Origin of the sequence: Kitasatospora sp. NPDC053057, from assembly GCF_044546945.1 — a bacterium.
Lineage (GTDB): Bacteria > Actinomycetota > Actinomycetes > Streptomycetales > Streptomycetaceae > Kitasatospora.
Window position 1 is genome coordinate 138,105 of sequence record NZ_JBITZP010000008.1, and the last position, 16,538, is coordinate 154,642.

Genomic DNA, 16,538 nt, shown 5'->3' on the forward strand with positions numbered 1-16,538 from the left:
TCTGACGCTAAGTGGTAGTAGCATCATCCGCATGGACGCCACTTCAGTGCGCGCGGCCGGGTCGACCGCGCTCCTCACCGACCGCTACGAGCTCACCATGCTGCAGGCCGCCCTGCGCAGCGGGGCCGCGCACCGCCGCTCCGCCTTCGAGGTGTTCACCCGACGCCTGCCCAGCGGCCGCCGCTACGGCGTGATGGCCGGCACCGGCCGGGTGCTGGACGCCGTCGAGAACTTCCGCTTCGACACCGCCCAGCTGGACTGGCTGTCCGACCAGGGCGTGGTCGAGGACGACACCCTGCGGTTCCTCGCCGACTACCGCTTCCGCGGCGACATCCACGGCTACCCCGAGGGCGAGGTCTACTTCCCCGGCTCGCCGGTGCTCACCGTCGAGGGCAGCTTCGCCGAGACGGTGATCCTGGAGACGGTGATCCTGTCCATCCTCAACTTCGACTCGGCGGTCGCGGCCGCCGCCTCCCGGATGACCGCCGCGGCCGGCGGCCGTCCGGTGATCGAACTGGGCGCCCGCCGGGCCCACGAGCAGGCCGCGGTCGCCGCCGCCCGGGCCTCCTACGTGGCCGGCTTCGCCGCCACCTCCGACCTGGAGGCCGGCTTCCTGCACGGCATCCCGACCACCGGCACCTCCGCGCACGCCTTCACCCTGGTGCACGACAGCGAGCGGGACGCCTTCCGGGCGCAGATCGACTCGATGGGCCGGGGCACCACCCTGCTGATCGACACCTTCGACCTGCGCGAGGCCGTCCGCACCGCCGTCGAGGTGGCCGGCCCCGAGCTGGGCGCGGTCCGGATCGACTCCGGCGACCTCATCCTGGCGGCCCACCGGGTCCGCCGTCAGCTGGACGAGCTTGGCGCCGAGAAGACCCGGATCATCGTCACCTCGGACCTGGACGAGTACGCGATCGCCGCCCTCGCCGCCGCCCCGGTGGACGGCTACGGCGTCGGCACCAGCCTGGTCACCGGCAGCGGCCACCCGACCTGCGCGATGGTCTACAAGCTCGTCGCCCGCGCCGAGACCCCGGACGGCCCGCTGGTGCCGGTCGCCAAGCGCGCGGCCGGCGGCAAGACCAGCATCGGCGGCCGCAAGTGGGCCGCCCGCCGGCCCGACGCCGAGGGCATCGCCGAGGCCGAGGTGATCGGCACCGGGCCGGTCCCGGACGAGCTGCGGCCGCACCTGATGCAGGTGCCGCTGGTGCTGGCCGGCGAGACCGTCGGCCGCGAGCCGCTGACCGCCGCCCGCGAACGGCACATCCGGGCCCGCGCGGCGCTGCCGCTGTCGGCCACCCAGCTCTCCAAGGGCGACCCGGTCATCCCCACCGAGCTGATCGACTGATCCGCCCCGAGGGCGTGCGCGCGGCCCGGCGGCGGGTCGCGGACCTTCCGCCGCCGCGCACCACTGCCTAGAGTCAGCCGTAGAGTTCCCCTGGAGTCCCTCCCGCGCCGTCCGGCGTTCGCGAGGACCCGCCACCGGGGCGCACCGCCCCCCACATCCGAGGATGCGAGCCATGCACCGGGCACTGATCGTCGTCGACGTGCAGAACGACTTCTGCGAGGGCGGCAGCCTGGCCGTCGCCGGCGGCGCCGAGGTGGCCGCCGCCATCACCGACCTGATCGCCGGGTCCTCCCCCGGCTACCAGCACATCCTCGCCACCCGCGACCACCACGTCGACCCGGGCGAGCACTTCTCCGCCGAGCCGGACTACGTCTCCAGCTGGCCGGTGCACTGCGTGGCCGGCACCGAGGGCGTGGGCTTCCACCCCAACTTCGCGCCCGCGGTGATCTCCGGGGCGGTCGAGGCGGTCTTCGACAAGGGCGCCTACTCGGCGGCCTACAGCGGCTTCGAGGGACTGGACGAGAACCGCCGCGGCCCGGTGGAGTGGCTGCGCGAGCGGCAGGTCGACGAGATCGACGTGGTCGGCATCGCCACCGACCACTGCGTCCGGGCCACCGCCCTGGACGCCGCGCGGGCCGGCTTCACCACCCGGGTGCTGCTCGACCTCACCGCCGGGGTGTCGCCGGAGACCACCGCCGCCGCGCTGGAGGAGCTGCGGGCGGCCGGGGTCGAGCTGGTCGGCGAACCGGTGGTCCGTCCGTCCTGAGCCGTCCACGGGGCACGGGCGGCGTCAGACCACCAGCAGCTCCACCACGTCCGTCCCGCCGGCCCGGTAGGCCTCGCGCAGCTCACCGCCGACCGCCTCCGGGTCGGCGGCCAGCCGGGCGCCGGAGACGTACACCACGCGGATGCCCAGGTACTCCATCCGGTGCTGTCCGCCGCGCACCCAGGCGGCCTCGCCCTCGCTGACGCAGCGCAGGTCCGAGTCCACCTCCACCGCGACCCCGCGCTCCGGCCAGTAGAGGTCCGGGATGCCGATGTAGGTGCCGCCGCGCATCCGCAGCTCCGGACCGGCCAGCGGGGCCGGCAGCAGCCACTCGTCCACCAGCCGGTCCACCTGTTCCAGGACGAAGTCCCGCTCGGCGGCGAGGAGTTCATCCAGCGCGGCGCGCACCCGGGGCTCCCCGGTCAGGCCCGACTCGATCAGCTCGGCGGCCAACTCCCGTACCGTGCACCGGATCTCCGGGCGGGCGACGGCCTCGCGCAGCACCTCGCGCACCGGCACCGCCGCGTCCCCGTCCGCCGTCCACTCGCACAGCGCGTCCGCGACCGCCCGGGCGACCGGCGCACAGGCCAAGCCGTGCACCGAGCGGGCCACCAACTCCCGTTCGGTGCGCAGGATCCGCACGTCGCCCGCGTCCTTGAGCCGGCGCTGGCGGGGCACCAGGACGTCCACCCCGGTCACCGCGGGCAGCCGGGGCACGGTGGCGAAGCCGTACAGCGCCAGCGCGGCCGCGCCGGTGATCACCGCGCCCTCGCGGCGGCCCTCCTCCCGGCCGTTCTGCGCCGCGTACAGCAGCGCGGCCCACATCCGCTGCTCCGGGGTGGGCTCGCCGGACTGCAGCAGGTAGACCCGCGGCAGCAGTCGCTGCCAGGGGCCGCCCCGGCGGCAGTGCTCGGTGATGACCCGGGCCGGCACGCCCCGGGCGCGCAGCTGGCTCGCGGTGACGACGTTCTGCTGACGCTTCGCCAGCTCCTCCAGGGAAGGCGGCGGCGTGGGGATCCGGTAGCTCATGCGCCCGCCTCGCTACGCTCGACAGGGGCATTCGCCCATGCGTGCATCTCGATGATTCGCTCACTGCGTTCGCTCATGCGGACACCATCCCCAACCCCCGCGGCCCGCGTGACACGGCCTGACGCACTGTTACCCAACCGTCGTGAAACCGGGATCAGCCTGCACTAAAGTCCCCATACCCTCACCCATTTGGAGTAAATGACGTTCATATGGCTATCGGATCTGATCGAAAACGTCCGCCAACCTGGCCGCCTGACCCACAGTGATCAAGGGCATACGGCGAGGGACCCTCCGGGCGTCAATCGCACCTCCGGGATTGCCTAGGCTTACGTCATGTCACGTGACGAGACCGCCGGCCTCCGCGCGGCCCAGCTCCGCCTCGGCCGTCTGCCCGGATACGTCCGCCGCCCGGACCCGGCCCGCCGCAGCGGTGAGAAGGGCCATACGTACAAGAAGGGCTGGGAGGTCCGCTTCACCGCCCGGAGCGAGGCCGAGATAGCAGAGATCCGCGACCTGGTGGTCGCCGCCGGATTCGCCCCGGCCAGACCCTTCTTCAAGGGGCACCAGCTCATCCAGCCGGTCTACGGCATGGCCGCCGTGCAGGCCTACCTGGCCGCTAGACAGGCGGCCGAGGAACACGCCGAGCGGATCGCGCTCGGGCGCCGACGGCGCACGACGGGGGCGCACCCGGGCGCGACGCACACCGGAGGGGCGCACCCGGGCGGCGGGCACGCCCCCGGGGCCCATGCGGCAGGTGCGCACACCGCCGGTGCCCATGCGGCAGGTGCGCACACCGTCGGGGCTCCCGGCACCCACCGGTGCGAGCGCGAGGAGGCCGCGACGGGAGCCGCTGCCGCGGCGGGCGCAGCCGCCCAGTTGGCCCGCCGCCGGGCCGTCGAGTCCTTCCCCGCCCAGGTCGAACGCGGCCGCGCCGCCCACGACCTGATCTCCCCCACGGAGGCCCTCCCGAACTCCTGACCGGGCGGCACCGCGCCGCCCCGACCCGCGCCCCGGTCGCCACGAGCCGCCGGGGCGCACTCGACGCACCCACCCCCACCCGCCCCGGCGCAACCCCCGCCGTGAGTGCGCCGCCGTGAGTGCGGTTGCGCAGGCGGTTGCGCGGGCGCGACTTCGCGCCCTGGGCGTGGACGCCGACCCCGTCAGGCCCTACGGTGGCACCTCAACTGCCGTGCGACCACTGCCGTCCTACACCCTCTGACCAGCCGCGACACGCTCGCACCTACGCCCCCCGCACCACTGCGCAGCACTCCCCCGACCGGCCCCCGACCGGCAGTACCGCCGCCGCGCCGCACCGATCGCCAACGGAACCGGCCGAGCGTCGACGGATTCCGGGCATCCCATCAGATTGGTCACCCAGCGCACCGAGGGCCTACCGTAGAGTGAGCACAGATGATCGACCCTCAGAAGTCCATCTCCCTTGCCGAGAAGACGAGATGACCAAACGTCACACGAGCGCCGCCGAGCCTCCCCCGGGGCCCGGCGAACCGGAGGACGTACCGCTGGAGTTCGCGGCCTTCTGCGAACTCCACCGCCCCCGGTACCTCAGCTACGCCCGGGTGTGGCTGAAAGAGCACGCCGACGCGGCCATCGCCGTCCAACAGGCGTTCGCCGAAATCGCCGTCCAGTGGCGCGAGTTGCTCACCAGCCCGAACCCGACCGCGCTCGCCTGGCAGATCCTGCGCGGCACCGTCGTCGAACACACCCGACAGGAGACCCCCGTCCCGGACCGCCACCCCGCCGACGACGACCTGGCGATCCTGCACTACGTCGTCGGCCTCGCCGCCCCCGAGATCGCCGACGTCATCGGCACCGACACCGCCAGCGTCGCCGGACGGCTCCGGCGCACCATGCTGCACGAGGCCTCCGGCTGGTGACCCGCCCCGGCCGCCTGAGCCGCCTCAGACACCTCAGACACCTCAGACGCGCGCGCCCGTCACGTCGAACAGGTGGTGCACCGGGTCGTGGATCAGGTAGCGGGCGAAGGACTCGACCGTGAACCGTGCCCCGTCACTACGGTCCCCGGTCCGCCGCCACTGCTCGTCCGACACCGCCTCGAACGCCGCCGCCAGCGCCTCCCCGGCCTCCGCCAGCTCCCCAGCCACCACCTGCGGCCGCTGCTCCCAGTAGCGCTCGGCGGCCGCCGTCTCGTCCTGGTCCCAGTTCGGGAACAGCGGCCCGTCCTGATCGAGCATCAGGTTCAGCCGGACCAGGAACAGCCGGAAGACGTCCCGGACGTGGCAGGCGTACTCCAGGTCCGACCAGACCTCCGGGCTCGGCCGCCGGCGCAGCCCGTCCTCGTCGCCCGCCAGCACCGCCAGCCAGCTCCGCGCGTTGTCCCGGACCATCCCGGCGACGTCCGTGGCGGCCACCGCCGGAGTGTCCAACCCGCAGTCGGGGCAGGAACGTTCCAGCACCCAGGTCCAGTCCTTGGTGTCGGGGACGATCGCGTCGGCGGGGCTCACGTCGGCGGGGCTCACGGGGTTCTCAGGAGTGCTCATGGGCCCAGCATCGCCGCCCCGCACCCCGGCCGACCAGCGGCAGAGGCGCCAGCGACCACCGAAATGCTGCCAGCGGCCTTCCCGGCCGACCGGCTGCTCGGCTGCCTGGCCGGCTGACCGGCTGACCGCTGCCGGATCCGCTCAGTGCTCCGCGCGCTCGTACTCCAGCCGGGCCGCCAGCAGGCTCCCCAGGTTCTCGCGACTCCAGTCGCACATCGCGTCCATCGGCCCGAGCAGCGTCCGGCCCAGCGGCGTCAACGCGTACTCCACCCGCGGCGGGTTCTCGGCGTACTCCGTGCGCACCACCGCACCGTCCTGCTCCATCGAACGCAGCGACTCCGCCAACACCTTCGCGGTGATGCCCGCCAACGGCACCCGCAACTCGGAGAACCGGCGCGGGCCGCCCTCCAGACAGCGGATGATCCGCCAGGCCCACTTCCGGCTGCCCAGCACCGGCACGGACTGCACCGGACAGCCGGCCGGGAAGAAATCCGCCGGCAGCGGCGCCGGCACGGTCTGCGTCATCCCCCGACCGTACCCGGGCGGCCGGGTCCGATGAAGCCGGTTCCGCTCGATCCGGTTCCGTTGAAGTAACCGGCACCCCCCGGTCTACCGTCACGGCAACGGCGGGCGAGAGGCCCGCCACCGACACACCGGAGACCCCCCATGACCAGCACCACACCCCGGCCACAGCACCGCGCGGACGTCATCGTCTACGGCGCGGGCGGACAGGTCGGCCGCGCCGTCGTCACCGAAGCCCGCCGACGCGGCCTCACCGTCACCGCCGCCGTCCGCGACCCCGAGCGCCACGCCGACCTCGCCGCCGACGGCGTCACCCTGGTGCGCTGCGACATCACCGACCCGGCCGCCATCGCTGCCACCGCCCCCGGGCACCCCGCCGCCGTCGCCTCCGTCTACACCCCCGACACCCCCTCCGGCGAGTTCTACCGCGCCGCCACCACGGCACTCGTCAGCGGCCTCGGCCAGGCCGGCGTCCTCCGCCTGCTCAGCGTCGGCGTCGCCACCACCCTGCAGACCGCCCCCGGTGTCGCCGTCCACGACCATCCCGAATTCCCGGAGGCCTACCGCACCTTCTCGCTCGGCCACTCCGCCGCCCTCGACCTGCTCCACGACTCCCCCGCCACCCTCGACTGGGTCGTCGTCACCCCGCCGATGGACCTCGACCGCACCGCCCCCGGCACCGGCCGCTACCGGGTCGGCGGCCCCCACGTCCTCGGCCCCCGGATCGCCCAGGCCGACCTCGCCGTCGCCCTCGTCGACGAACTCACCACCCCCACCCACCACCGGGAGCAGATCGCCGTCGCCGAATAAGTCCCTGCCCGAACCGGACCCCGGCAGACATCCTGGGCACCATGGTCCGCCTCGTCCCCCTGGACACCCACAACAACTCCGCCGCCTACCGGATCGCCCTCACCCCAGACAGCACCGGCCGCGGCATCGGCACCGAACCCACCCTGCTCGTCCTGCGCCACGCCTTCGCCACCGTCGCCTCCACCGCGTCCACCTCGAAGTCTTCGAGTACGACGAACGCGCCGCCCGCGCCTACACCAAGGCAGGGTTCACCCTCGAAGGCCGCGCCCGCCAAGCCCACCACTGGGACGACCGCTACTGGGACGCCCTCCACATGGCCGCCCTACGCGACGACTGGCTCAGCACTCACCGACCGGGCCCGCCGTAGGGCGGCTGCGGCGGGTACGGCGGCACGGCGGCACGCTTGCGCCTCCGCGCCATCACCACCGCGGCTGCGGATGCGCCGATCACCACGGCACCGGCGGCTGCGGCGGCGATCACCAAACCGGTGTTGTCGCTGCCCCCGCCGCCGGAGCCGGCTTCGGGGACCACGGAGGGCTGGTCCGTCGCGTCGCTGTCCTCGTCGATCTGCGGCGTGCCCTTCGACTCCGGCCGCTTCGCCAGGGGGTTGTCCTTCGGCCCGTTGTCCACGGCGGGGTTCGGGTCCAGCGCCTTCGCGGGCGAGACGGTCCCATAGCCGTAGTGATTGTTCGGCACCACTGTCCCGTTGGCAGGAGGGGTGGCCGACTTGATCATCCGGTTGATGACCTGACCTGCGGTCAGGTTCGGGTACTTGGACCGAATCAGTGCGGCAGTGGCCGAGACGTAGGCGGTGGCATCAGAGGTACCGTCTCCGGCTCCGTAACTTGTCGAAGACTTGGCAGTGGCACGGTAGATATCCGCACCAGGCGCGACGAGCGTGGTCTCAGGGCCTGGTGTGGAACGGCCCCACACGCTCCCCTTGGAGTCCACTGCTCCGACTGCCACCACGCCGGGGAAGGCTGCGGGGTACCGAACACCCTCCGGATCCTCACCGAAGTTACCGACGCCTGCGACCAACACGACGTCCTTCGAGACCGCGTAGTTGACGGCTTCCCGTAGATCCGAATCGAGGCGAAAACTCCCTCCCAGGGACACGTTGACTACCCGCGCACCGTGGTCCACCGCGAAGCGGATCGCGTCCGCGAACCCGGTCTGCTGAGGAGCGGAACCATCACCTTCCGTCCCCACCTTTACCGGCAGGATCTTCGCCTTCGGGGCCAGGCCCATCACCCCTGCTTGTGCGCCGTGCCCGTGCCCCGCGATGAGGCTCGCCATCCCGGTACCGTGGCCATCCGTGTCCACACGACCGTCCGTCTTGCCGCTGGAGAAGTCAGCCCCAGGTAGCACCTGCCCGGTCAGGTCCTGGTGATCTTGGTTCACCCCTGTGTCGATCACGCCAACGACCACCCCGTCGCCTTGGCTGACCGGCCAGACCTTGGCCTCGGCCTCGAAGGTCTTCAGAGCCCATTGATGGTCCCTGATCTGGTCAGCCGATGCCGACGGCGCGGCGACACTCCAGACCAGCGCCCCGACGGCAAAGACCGCCGTACCACGCGCCATCAGGCGGCTCGTCAAACCCGGTCACCCCACTCAACGAGGCGTCCCGCAGATCACCGATCTGCGGGACGCGATCAGATCACCCGTCCGCTTACGGACCCGCCTCATTCCACCACGTTCGGATTCGCCGGCTTGTCCGACGCCCAGGTCTCCTCGTCCTCGACGAGGTAGTCCGGTCGTTTGCCGTCCTTTCCCTGGTCCTTCTTGCGACGCTGGGCTTCACTCATCGGCATACCGGGCGCCATGACGCCCGTGCTACGGGCTCCAGATTCGGCACTGAGCCGGTTACGAGCTCCCAGTCCGGATCCGCCTTCTGTGAAGGCCTGTTTGCCGCGCGCTCCGGCCTCCGGAGGCGGCGTCTCGCGGACTGCGCCACCGGGCCGGGCTCCAGAACCGCCCGCCTGTTTGGCGCCGACGCCCGGATAGACCGTGCCGCCACCACCGACGGTTCGGCCCGCCCCGGGACCCGTTCCCTCCAGTGGTGTCGCACCGCCGGGGAACTCCTTGCCACCAAATCCCGACTTGCCCTGCCCGAAGCCAGTCCCGACCGGCCCACCCAGTACCGCAGGCCCCCCAGGACTGGCGATCGTCTGCCCACCGCCACCGGCGATCGGTCCGCTCGTGGAGCTCACGGGCGACGTGGTGCTCAGGCCAGATGTCTGGGTCCCGGACGTAATTGGGCTCGGAACACTTCCACTCGGACGCGACACTGGGGTGCCCGAGATGTCCGCACCGGGGCCACGAGTCGCTGTGGTCGACGACTTCGGCGATGTCTGCGCTGTACCCCCCTTGATCCCCGAATCGGTCAGGGCAGGCGTAGTTCTCGACGCGGAACGAGCCTCCGCCGGAGGTGCGGAGACCGTCGATCGCCTCGACAAGGGTCCGCTCGTCGCTCGCCCCGATGTCCCCGTAGCTCCGAACGAGGTACCCGAGATCATCGCGGCCGCCGCCGCTGCCGCATTGCTCTGGTCCTGTGATCCAACGTCGCGGACGTCATCGAACGTCCCCGGATTGCGCGGCTTGGAGTCCGGCAGCGGCGGAGCCTTCAAGGCCGGCGTCGCGATGCGGTAGTGCATCGCGAGGGTCTGCATGACGGCGGCTGCTTCGGCCTTCTTCCGGTCGGTGATCTGGATGTGGTCGTCCTCGGTGCTGACGAGGTCGCCGACGGTGTCCTTGAACTTGTCCCAGTTGCCGGGTTCCTCGGGCATGTCGCGCTTGGCCTTGGCCATCGCCTCCGACATGTTGTGGAGGGTGTTGGCCGCGTCGTTGGCGTAGGCGGCGGCCTCGTTGATGTTGGCGGCGAGGGTGAGCATGGAGGTGTGGAAGGAGTCGCTCGTCGTTCCTTCCCAGGTGGTGGCCGCCTCGGTGCTGACCGTGGTCAGGGTCTTGCGGATCTCCTTGAGGGTGGTCGCCGCCTTGCGCCAGGGGTCGCCGGCGGCCATCACCGCGCCGGGGTCGAGGGCCTGTGCCATCTTGCGGAGATCGGCATGGCTGTACTTGGTGAAGTCGGTGTAGACCACGGGTGGTTCACCTCCGGTCGGATGGTGGGTCAGATGGTGGCGTTGCCGCGCTGGGACGGGACCTGGTTCGCCTGGTAGGCGGCCTCGCTGGCGGCCGAGGGCTGGGCCACGGACCAGCCGTCGTCGGCGAGCTTGAGCTTCGTGGCCACGTGCTGGTCGTGTTCCTCGTAGTTGGTCGCGGTCAGCTCGGCGTTGCGCTGGGCGTCGTTGATGGCGCCCTGGAGCTGGTTGAGCACGTCGCGCAGCGCGTCCCGCATGGTGCTGTAGCGGCCGTGGATCTCGGTGGCCTCGGCGAAGGTTCCGAAGGCGTTCTTGCCGATGCCGCTGCGCCCGTGGGTGGCGTTGCCGTTGGCGTCCTTCTCGAATTCCTTGAGCAGCAGCCGCACTTGGCCGGCGAAGGTGCGCAGTTGCTCGATCTCGACCCGGTAGCCCTGGTTGGCTCCGCCGGTCGATCCGGTCCCTGATCCCATTGCGGCGCCCCCCGTGCGTCCGTTCCTGGCGTTCGGGGCCCCGGCCCCGGTGTCTCATGTCTAACACACCGGGCCCGAATCCCGCCCGGTGCACGGTCAGTTCGCGGGCGTCCGGGTGCGCTGGGCTTCGGTGAGGGCGCGGCGGCAGAGGGAGTCGGCGTGCCGGGTGGTCTCCGGCAGCCGGTAGCGGCGGGCGAGGTCGAGGGTGGTGTGGACGGCGGTGTCGAGGCCGATGCGGTGGCCCACGGAGACGTAGACGGGCTTGACCCCGGGCCGGGTGCGGACGGCGCGGCCGACCTCCTCGCCGGTGGCGGGGTCGGTGAGCGGGGTCCAGGAGCCGCGGTCCGGGTCGGGGTCGTGGTGGTCGAAGGTGAAGGGGGTCTTGGCGACGCCGAGGGTGCGCAGTCCGGTGAGGACGCCGAGGTGGCTGGCGAGGCCGAGGCGGCGCGGATGGGCGAGGCCGTAGCCGTCGCAGACGACGGTGTCGGGGGTGCGGGTGAGGGCGGCCAGCGCGTCGAGGACGGCGGGGAGTTCGCGGAAGGCGAGCAGTCCGGGGATGTACGGGAAGGCGATCCGGCCGACGGCGGTGGTCTCCTCGACGACGTCCAGGGTGTCCCGGTCGAGCAGTACGGCCGCGGCGGCGACGAGGTCGCGGTCGTCGTCGTAGGCGACGTCGACTCCGGCGATCAGCCGACAGGGGGCGTCGTCGTCGACGGCCCGGACGAGCGGCCGCAGCCGTTCCTGTTCGGCGAGCGCCTGGGCCTCGGTGGTGGGCCAGTCGGCGGGGATGGGCACGGTCGGTTCCCCCGGTCTGCGTGGTGTCGGTCGGGCTCCACCGTACCGAGAGGTGCGGACGACCCCGGGGTGAGCCCGTGCGCCCCCTGTGCCCCTGACCCCGCAGGCTAGCCTGGTCGTACCGAACTCCCTTACCGGGTACGGCTCCTGGAGTCGGCACCATTCCCGCCCGTTCCCCCCGACGTGCGAAGGACCTCTCGCCATGCCGCGTCCGTCCGCTGCCCAGTTCTGCCTCGGCTCGTTCACCGTCGTCGCCACCGCGGTGGCACTGCTGGCCGTGTCCGGCGCCTCGGGCATCCTGGAGGTGGCGGTGCTGGTGGCCTTCGCGCTGGCGCTCGGCACGGTGGTGACGGTGCTCTCGGTGTCCGTCTCGGCCCGCTCGGCCGCGGTCGCCGACGGCTCCGGCGCCTCCCCGGCCGCGGCCGGGCACGAGTACGCCCGGCAGCGCTGATCCGCCGCCGGGCGTCGTCGTCCCGCTGCCGCGCTCAGATCTCGGTGGTGACCACCACGGTCTTCGCGGCCTTGTCGTGGACGCACTGCCGGTAGGGCTTGTCGAAGACGCCGAACAGGCCGTCGATGATCCACCACAGGCCGGCGCAGCAGATCACGGCCGGGAGGATGTAGACGGCGGCCCGGGTCCAGGCGGCGGCCTGGGTGGGCGGGTTCCCGTCGACCAGCATGGCGACGCGGATCTTCATCGCCTTCTTGCCGAGGGTCTGGCCGTCCCGGCCGAGCATCAGGGCCTCGTAGACGAGGTAGATGGCGCAGCCGAGCCAGAAGGCCTCGGTGGTGCCCTGGCGCGTGCCGAGGTCGACGAAGGGTCCCACGATGATGACGCCGACGGCCTGCATGAGGACGTAGTCGATGAGGCGGGCGAGGATCCGCTTGGGCCAGGTGCCGATGGGGGGCATGCCGGGGACGGGGCCGCCGCCGGGGGTGCCGTACATGCTGGGGCCGGTGCCGTAGCCGGGCGGGGGCTGGTCGTTCGGCTGTCCGCCGTAGGGCGGTCGGCCGTACTGGTTCTGACCGTAGGTCGGTCCGCCGTAGCTGCCCTGGTAGGCGCCGGGGCCCTCGGGCGGGGTGCCGGACGGGCCCTCGGACGGGCCTTCGGACGGGGTGCCGGACGGGCCGTCGAAGGGCTCGTCGGACGGGGTGGGGCGCGGCGGTTCGCCTTCCGGCGTGCCGCCGCCCGGGGTGGGGGGCCGCTTGTCGGAGGAGGGCTGACCGCCCCCCTCCGGCTGGGGGCCTGAGGGGTCGTGGGTGCTCATCCCCCGAGTAGAACATCACACATTCTCAAGACTTGGGACATTTTGTCCGTTTTGCCGTCCGCCGACCCGCCCGGGCACCGGGCGCACCCGGGTGCGGCGCCCTCAGCCGCGGACCACCCGGGTCCGGGCCGCCCGGTCCTGCCAGCCGCGCCGCGCCGGACGGTCGAACAGCGGCCAGACCAGGCCGAGCAGCAGCGCCACGCCGAGCTGCCGGACGAGCCACCGCAGCAGCGAGCGGCCGAGGCTCAACCGGGTCCGGCCGCCGGGGGCGGTGGCGTCCACCACCCGGATCCGGGCCAGTCGCTTGCCGAAGGTCTGGCCGGTCCGGGCGATCGGCAGCACCTCGTAGACCAGGCTGACGAACAGCAGGATGCCGAGCAGGGCGGCGAGCTTGCCCAGCACCACGTCGTCCACCAGCCAGACCTGGACCTGACGGCGGGTGAGGGAGCTGGCCATCTTGGCCTGGTCGACCTTCTGCTGGAGGTGGTCGGAGACCGAGCTGCCGAGCGGGATCCCGGCCGCGACGGCGACCACCAGCAGCACCGCGGTGTCCACCGCCCGGGCCGCCAGCCGCCGCCCCAGTCCGGCGGGCACCGGAGCCGCCGACCGGCGGCGGACGGCGGCCTCCCGGGCCGGCCGCACCACGGGCAGCGCGGCGGCCGGAGGCGCAGCCGACCCGGACGCCGGGGCGGGCACCTCGGCCGGGGTGACCGCCGCGCGGGCCGGGGCAGGCGGCTCCTCGGGCTCGACCGCCACCTCGATCACCGGCAGCGCCATGGCGACCTCGACCGGCGCCGGCGCCTCGCGAACCGCCACCGCCATGGCCGGCGCGACGGCCGCGGCGACCTCAACGGCAACAGGTGCGCGCTCCGCCTCTGCGCGCCCCTCCTCTTCCTCGGGCGCCCCCGGAAGCACCCCCCAGGAGACCCAGCGCGGAGCCCCGCCCGTCTCCATCAGACCCCGCTGCTCCTGGGGATCCGCCTGCCATCCGGAGGCCCCGAAGCCCCCGGCAGCCTCCTCCGCCGTGGGCTCGACGGCGCGGAACACCGGCCCGCCGATCGCCTCCGCGACCCGTGGCCCGACCACGAAGGACGCCCCGCCCGTGGTCTGGTCGAGGTACACCGGCCCGGTGTCGCCGGGGCCCGGAACATCCCGGGACAGCGACGGCGCAAGCGAAGGCGCGGACACCACCATGGGCAGGTCCGAACGCTCGGGCGGCACCGGCACGGGCATCACCGGCGGCGGCACCGCCCGCGTCGCCGCCATGTCGGGGGTGGGCCGCCGGGTGGCGAACCGGGGCGGCTGCAACAGCTCGCCCTCGGCGGGCGCGGGCCGGGTGGTGCCCGGCACCCAGGCCGAGCCGCCCCAGTACCGGACGAAGCCCGGGATGGAGGGGTCGGGGTAGTAGCCGGGCTCGGGCGCGACGGCCGGGTCGCCGTCGGCGGCGAAGGGGCGGTCCGTCATGGGGGTCTTCTCTCCTGTCAGGTCCTGACGAGGGGCGGTTGGGGGCCGCCTGGCCATCAGCAGGCCGGAACGGGTCGAAACAGGTTGAACCGAATCGAACGGCGGCACGCCCGCGCACACCCCGGGGCGCCCGGCGCGCATGGCGGCGCTATCGAGGGCGGACAGTCGCCGGACAGTCACAAAGGGTAGTACCTCGCCGGGGTGCCGACGGGAAGTTGGGGATTCCCCGGACAGCGGACGGCCGCCCGGGGTAAAGAACCGGGCGCGCGGGGGGCGCCCGCGCGCCGCACCCCCGCCGTTCACCACCCCTCCCGGAACTTCCCGGAGAAATCCCGGAAACGCGTGTAAGAGCCGGGGCGGACCGCCCTCTCAAAGGTCACAGGGCCCGGAACCGGGCACGAACCGAAGGCAGAGAGGAAGACGATCATGGACCGCCCCGTCAGCGTCGTGGAGCACGAACTGGAGTTGAACCTGGTGCTCTCCCCGGAGCACAGCGTCCCCGTCCCGGCCCGGCTGACCTACGGCAGCCACGACCCGTACGCGGTGTACATCACCTTCCACCTGGACACCGGTTCCCCGGTGACCTGGGTGTTCGCCCGCGAGCTGCTGGTCGAGGGCACCTTCCGCCCGTGCGGCCAGGGCGACGTACGGATCTGGCCGACCCGCTCGGGCCGGCGCAGCGTGCTGTGCCTGGCGCTGAGCTCGCCCGCCGGGGACGCCTTGCTGGAGGCGCCGCTGCCGGCCGTCGCGGCCTGGCTGGAGCGGGCGCACCGGCTGGTCCCGCCGGGCAGCGAGCTGGCCGCCGTCGACATGGACGGCTCGCTCGCCGAGCTGCTCGCGTAGGCGTGCCGGTCGTGCGCCGCAGCGTCCACTGGTACGTCCAGGAACTCCGCGACGCCCGGGAACTCCGGTCCGCGCAGGAGCACCGGCGCACCCGTGACCGGGGGGCCGACACGAGCGTGGAGGGCAGGAGCGACGGCGCCCCCGCCGGCTCAGCGGGCCGCGGGGGCCTGCTGACGACCGCGGGCGGCGTCCGGGCCGCCGCCGTCGCGCTGTCCGGGCAGCCAGACGAGCGGGGCACCGGCGGAGCGCCGCCGTGCCCTTATCCGGATGGCGGCGGCGAGCAGGAAGCAGAGTCCGACCCACGGATAGATCGAGGTGGGCAGCTGGCGCAGCGGTGACATGTGGAGGACGGCCGCGCCGAGCGGCTTCGCCGCCCACATCGCGAAGGACAGGAAGGCGAGCAGGGTGGCCCAGAAGGCGGCCCGCCAGCGCAGTCGGCGGACCGCGGCGGGGCGGGCGTGCTCGACGGAGGCCTCCGCGGCGAGCAGGACGAGCATCGGGACGCACCAGACCCAGTGGTGGGTCCAGCTGATCGGCGAGATCAGCACGGCCGTGACGGCCGCGACGCAGACTCCCCAGGCCTCGGACCGGGGCAGCCAGCGGCCGCTGCGGGCGGCCCAGGCGGCGATGGCGAGGCCCGCGATGGCGACCAGGGCGACCCCGAGGGTGGCGAGGATGCCGGGGTTCGCGGTGTGCAGCAGCCGGGCGAAGGCGCCGCGCAGCGACTGGTTGTCGACGATCTCGGTCTTGCCGACCCGGGAGGAGTCGTAGAGGTACTTGGTCCAGAAGCCCCAGGTGGCGTCGGGCAGGAAGAGTGTGCCGATCAGGAAGGTGCCGAGGAAGGTGAGGCCGGCCGTGAAGGCGGCCCGGACCCGGCCGGTGATCAGCAGGTAGACGGCGAACAGGCCGGGGGTGAGCTTGATGCCCGCGGCGATGCCGATCGCCAGGCCCTTGCCGCGGTGCCCGTCCGAGCGGGTGAGGTCCCAGAGGATCAGGCAGCCGAGGGCGAGGTTGATCTGGCCGTACCGGAGCGTGGTGAAGACGGGTTCGAGCCAGACGCCGAGGCCGGTGATCAGGACCACGCCGATCGGCCGCAGCTCACGCCGCGGCCAGCCGACCAGCTTGAAGGACAGGTGGGCCATCAGGGCGAGCAGCCCGAGGTTGCCGAGAGTGATCGCCACCCGGAGGAAGGCGATCGGGAACCAGGTGGTCGGGACGAACAGCATCGCCGCGAACGGGGGGTAGGTCGCGGGCAGGTTCCACTCGGTGACGCGCAGCGCGTAGAGGTCGTTGCCGTTGGCGACGGCGGCACCCTCGGCCCGGTAGACGATCATGTCGACCATCGAGGTGTGGACGAAGTGGCGGACCACTGCGTATGCGACCAGCGAGAGCAACGCCAAGGACGAGGCCACCAGCATCGGGCGGCGGGGGGCCTCGCGCAGCGCCCGCACGGGGGCACCGAGCGCGATCCGCAGCCGGTCGGACAGGCGGGCGGGCGAAGGGGCGGGTACGGCCCGCACCGGGCTGCGCTCGTCTTGCACCGCTGTCACTGTCCACTCCGTCCACCGCTCGGCCAACCAGCGACGATACCGGATGCGACCGGTCC

At 72.9% G+C, this 16,538-nt stretch carries 17 protein-coding genes; 7 read left to right on the top strand and 10 right to left on the bottom strand.

The features are described 5' to 3' along the window. Positions 1-31: 31 nt before the first annotated feature. Both ACIG5E_RS11860 and ACIG5E_RS11865 read left to right on the top strand, forming a co-directional pair. On the top strand, positions 32-1,348 hold the full coding sequence (locus tag ACIG5E_RS11860) for a nicotinate phosphoribosyltransferase (RefSeq protein ID WP_396533191.1): 1,317 nt from the start codon (positions 32-34) through the stop codon (positions 1,346-1,348). A gap of 172 nt (positions 1,349-1,520) precedes the next feature. Continuing rightward, positions 1,521-2,114: an isochorismatase family protein gene (locus ACIG5E_RS11865; RefSeq protein ID WP_396533192.1), complete on the top strand. Its 594-nt coding sequence runs from the start codon at positions 1,521-1,523 to the stop codon at positions 2,112-2,114. Between the two features lie 24 nt (positions 2,115-2,138). On the opposite strand, the gene ACIG5E_RS11870 is transcribed toward ACIG5E_RS11865, so the two are convergent. Beyond that, the gene (locus tag ACIG5E_RS11870; protein WP_396533193.1) at positions 2,139-3,143 is read right to left on the bottom strand and encodes a hypothetical protein; all 1,005 of its coding nucleotides are present in this window, start codon (positions 3,141-3,143) and stop codon (positions 2,139-2,141) included. Positions 3,144-3,476: 333 nt separating this feature from the next. Here ACIG5E_RS11870 and ACIG5E_RS11875 point away from each other — a divergent pair, with 333 nt between their 5' ends. Both ACIG5E_RS11875 and ACIG5E_RS11880 read left to right on the top strand, forming a co-directional pair. Further along, the gene (locus ACIG5E_RS11875) at positions 3,477-4,121 is read left to right on the top strand and encodes a hypothetical protein (protein WP_396533194.1); all 645 of its coding nucleotides are present in this window, start codon (positions 3,477-3,479) and stop codon (positions 4,119-4,121) included. A 476-nt stretch (positions 4,122-4,597) separates the two neighbouring features. Continuing rightward, positions 4,598-5,038: an RNA polymerase sigma factor gene (locus ACIG5E_RS11880; protein ID WP_396533195.1), complete on the top strand. Its 441-nt coding sequence runs from the start codon at positions 4,598-4,600 to the stop codon at positions 5,036-5,038. 42 nt (positions 5,039-5,080) lie between these two features. Here the strand turns inward: ACIG5E_RS11880 and ACIG5E_RS11885 are convergent, their stop codons facing one another. Both ACIG5E_RS11885 and ACIG5E_RS11890 read right to left on the bottom strand, forming a co-directional pair. Continuing rightward, positions 5,081-5,662: a DinB family protein gene (locus ACIG5E_RS11885; protein ID WP_396533196.1), complete on the bottom strand. Its 582-nt coding sequence runs from the start codon at positions 5,660-5,662 to the stop codon at positions 5,081-5,083. 141 nt (positions 5,663-5,803) lie between these two features. Next, a complete protein-coding gene (locus tag ACIG5E_RS11890) occupies positions 5,804-6,187 on the bottom strand; it encodes a winged helix-turn-helix transcriptional regulator (RefSeq protein WP_396533197.1) in 384 nt (127 codons plus the stop codon). Positions 6,188-6,328: 141 nt separating this feature from the next. Between ACIG5E_RS11890 and ACIG5E_RS11895 the strand changes: the two genes are divergently transcribed. Then, positions 6,329-6,994, top strand: coding sequence for an NAD(P)-dependent oxidoreductase (locus tag ACIG5E_RS11895; RefSeq protein ID WP_396533198.1), 666 nt, complete (start codon positions 6,329-6,331; stop codon positions 6,992-6,994). A 345-nt stretch (positions 6,995-7,339) separates the two neighbouring features. On the opposite strand, the gene mycP is transcribed toward ACIG5E_RS11895, so the two are convergent. The 4 genes from mycP to ACIG5E_RS11915 form a co-directional block, all read right to left on the bottom strand. Further along, a complete protein-coding gene (gene mycP / locus ACIG5E_RS11900) occupies positions 7,340-8,590 on the bottom strand; it encodes a type VII secretion-associated serine protease mycosin (RefSeq protein ID WP_396533199.1) in 1,251 nt (416 codons plus the stop codon). A gap of 86 nt (positions 8,591-8,676) precedes the next feature. Further along, positions 8,677-10,092 (bottom strand): hypothetical protein, encoded by a 1,416-nt coding sequence (locus ACIG5E_RS11905; protein WP_396533200.1) that lies wholly within the window; start codon positions 10,090-10,092, stop codon positions 8,677-8,679. Positions 10,093-10,121: 29 nt separating this feature from the next. Continuing rightward, positions 10,122-10,562, bottom strand: a complete 441-nt coding sequence (locus ACIG5E_RS11910; RefSeq protein ID WP_396533201.1) for a hypothetical protein — start codon at positions 10,560-10,562, stop codon at positions 10,122-10,124. A gap of 96 nt (positions 10,563-10,658) precedes the next feature. Next, positions 10,659-11,357, bottom strand: coding sequence for an endonuclease V (locus ACIG5E_RS11915; RefSeq protein ID WP_396533202.1), 699 nt, complete (start codon positions 11,355-11,357; stop codon positions 10,659-10,661). Between the two features lie 202 nt (positions 11,358-11,559). Between ACIG5E_RS11915 and ACIG5E_RS11920 the strand changes: the two genes are divergently transcribed. Further along, complete coding sequence (locus ACIG5E_RS11920; protein ID WP_396533203.1) at positions 11,560-11,808, top strand: hypothetical protein; 249 nt, start codon at positions 11,560-11,562, stop codon at positions 11,806-11,808. A gap of 34 nt (positions 11,809-11,842) precedes the next feature. On the opposite strand, the gene ACIG5E_RS11925 is transcribed toward ACIG5E_RS11920, so the two are convergent. Continuing rightward, positions 11,843-12,625 carry an RDD family protein gene (locus ACIG5E_RS11925; RefSeq protein ID WP_396533204.1) on the bottom strand — a complete coding sequence of 261 codons (783 nt, stop codon included), beginning with the start codon at positions 12,623-12,625 and terminating at the stop codon, positions 11,843-11,845. A gap of 102 nt (positions 12,626-12,727) precedes the next feature. Continuing rightward, a complete protein-coding gene (locus ACIG5E_RS11930; RefSeq protein WP_396533205.1) occupies positions 12,728-14,089 on the bottom strand; it encodes an RDD family protein in 1,362 nt (453 codons plus the stop codon). 426 nt (positions 14,090-14,515) lie between these two features. Between ACIG5E_RS11930 and ACIG5E_RS11935 the strand changes: the two genes are divergently transcribed. Continuing rightward, on the top strand, positions 14,516-14,932 hold the full coding sequence (locus tag ACIG5E_RS11935; protein ID WP_270146690.1) for an SsgA family sporulation/cell division regulator: 417 nt from the start codon (positions 14,516-14,518) through the stop codon (positions 14,930-14,932). Positions 14,933-15,081: 149 nt separating this feature from the next. Here ACIG5E_RS11935 and ACIG5E_RS11940 read toward each other — a convergent pair whose 3' ends face one another. Beyond that, positions 15,082-16,482 carry a glycosyltransferase 87 family protein gene (locus ACIG5E_RS11940; RefSeq protein ID WP_396533207.1) on the bottom strand — a complete coding sequence of 467 codons (1,401 nt, stop codon included), beginning with the start codon at positions 16,480-16,482 and terminating at the stop codon, positions 15,082-15,084. Positions 16,483-16,538 lie beyond the last annotated feature (56 nt).